Origin of the sequence: Bacillus sp. AFS012607 (genome assembly GCF_002558005.1) — a bacterium.
Classification (GTDB): Bacteria; Bacillota; Bacilli; order Bacillales; family Bacillaceae_G; genus Bacillus_A; species Bacillus_A thuringiensis_S.
The window spans coordinates 1-690 of sequence record NZ_NTVM01000128.1; the positions used below are offsets into that span (position 1 = coordinate 1).

The window sequence follows — 690 nt, forward strand, 5'->3', positions numbered from 1 at the left end:
TCATCTGATGGATCTGGTTCGACCTCAAAGAAAACTTCAATTTTCACATCATTTGCATGCTTGTTTAAATAGTGCGTGACTGTATCCACATAGCCATGTTCAACCATTCCAGGATCCGTTACAATAAATGCACGTGAAATGTTAGGCATATTTGCTAAATACGCTGTAGCATGTTTTTCAAAATAAATTTTTGGTGGCAATTTGAACCACTGCATATTCTTTTTTCTATTTGCCAGCCTTTTTATATTTAATAAATGAGTCGCTGTTACATTTTGGGAAACTGAATTTTTTCCGTAAGAACCACAACCAAGTGTAAGTGATGGAATAAATCCGTTATATATATCCCCTATTCCACCTTGTGATGAAGGTGCATTTACAATGAGACGGCAAGCTTTCATACGTAATCCAAATTGCTTTTGCACTTCTTTATTTGTAGAATGNNGAATGAATAACTGCTGAATGTCCTAAACCACCGAGGTTCAACATTTCTTCGCAATATGTAAATCCTTTTTCTAATGAATTCGCCTTCACACAGGCTAATACTGGGCTCAGTTTCTCACGAGATAACGGGTATGCTGCTCCGATACCTTGAATTTCAGCTACAAGCATTTTTGTATGTTCAGGAACAGTAATCCCAACTAATTCGGCAATATACTGTGCTGATTTTCCTACAATATCACTATTTACTGC

At 36.6% G+C, this 690-nt stretch carries 1 pseudogene; it reads right to left on the reverse strand.

The features are described 5' to 3' along the window. Positions 1-690: pseudogene (locus CN409_RS31250) on the reverse strand (bifunctional acetaldehyde-CoA/alcohol dehydrogenase); the annotation flags it as partial.